At 70.7% G+C, this 1,387-nt stretch carries 1 protein-coding gene and 1 pseudogene; both read right to left on the reverse strand.

Annotated elements, in window-relative coordinates; all coding sequences use genetic code 11:
- The coding region (locus ACXJKM_RS30060; protein ID WP_457356666.1) for a DUF1513 domain-containing protein at positions 1–1,032 on the reverse strand (1,032 nt) is incomplete at its 3' end.
- Between the two features lie 8 nt (positions 1,033–1,040).
- A pseudogene (locus tag ACXJKM_RS30065) lies at positions 1,041–1,387 on the reverse strand (imelysin family protein); the annotation flags it as partial.

The following is a 1,387-nucleotide window of genomic DNA, read 5'->3' on the forward strand; positions in this document are numbered from 1 at the left end:
AGCCTGGCCCGCGGCCGGGGCCGACGTGACGGCGCAGGCTTCTTCCAGCGGGAAAAAGCCTGTCCAGCGCCCATCGGCCTGCCACACGGCCACGCCGTTGGCGCGCGGGCAGCCCACGGCAAAGCTGCCCGCGGCCCAGGTGATGTCACCGCCGTAGCCGGCGAGCACGCGCCCGTCGGCAGCGGCGCAGGTTTGCAACTTCCGGCCGTCAAAAAGCGCCAGCACGGGCGCGACGGTTTTGGCCGCGGTGTCGTCATGCTCGGCCTGCAGCGCGATGCCCAGGACACGCGCACCGCCTGCCGCCGGCGCGCCGCCCCACGCCATGTGCCGCAGGCTCAGGCGTTTGTCGGCCAGGCGCCACTGGCCCAGCAGCGCGCCGCTGCGTGCGTCCAGCCGCACCAGCGAGGCGTCCATGCGGTCCATGTGAATTTTCAGGCGGCCGGTTTCAGGCAGCGCGGGAATGCCGCCGTTCGCCACGACGAGGCTGCCGTCGTCGTCCAGCAAAAGTTCGTGCGGGTCCATGCCGTGGGTCGGCCATTCGCCCAATTTTTCCAGCGTGGCGGCATCACGCAGGCCGACCAGGCCTTCGCCGGTTTCGAGGTTTGTTTCGGTGGTGTAGAGCGTGTTGCCGTCGGGGCTGGCGATCACGTGGCCGTTGAAGGCGCGGTCGGGCTCGGCCCAACCCCAGGCGATGGCCTGGCCTGTGCCGTTGCCTTCGGGCCTCCAGCGCAGCAGCCAGTCACCYGGCCGGCGGGCCACCGCCAGCAGYGTGCCGCTGGGCTCGACCCACACGCCATGGGCGCGYGTCGGTACGTCGAGTGCGGCGCTGACCYGGAGYGCGGCGCYGCGATACGCCAGCACACCGACCTGGTAGCCGTGCGYKGCCTCCCAGGCGGCGACCAGCTGCTGCGGCCGRGYAGTGGCAGTGACGGCAGCTGCCAGGGCGGGATTGAGCCAGGCGCTGGTGCCGGCCGCTGCCAGCGCCAGCCATTGCCGGCGCCGCAGTGTTGTCAGGGCCTCAGCCTCTTTCATGCAAATGCCTAGTCGCCGTCGGCGTCTGAAAAGCCGATGCTCACTTCCAGCGCGGGCGCGATGTCGGCTTCCGCGAGTTTTTTCAGGTCGGCCAGTGAACGCCCGGCGCTGCCCATGCCGGCCTTGTTGGCGGGCGATGCGCTTTGCATGGCTTTGTCGGTTTTGTTCACCGCTTGTGCGAGCTGGTTGGCCGGCTCGTTGCGGCCGAGCCCGCGCAAATAGGTTTCCAGCGGCGCCAGACCGGCACCGGGCAAAGGGGCTTCACGCGCCTGCGCTGCGCCCAGTGTGCGCAGCGCCTGCCATTGCGCGGCCCAGCGCGCTGCAGTCTGGCCGCTGGTGCTGCGCGCATAAGCGG

The sequence above is a fragment of the Roseateles sp. P5_D6 genome, assembly GCF_054049415.1.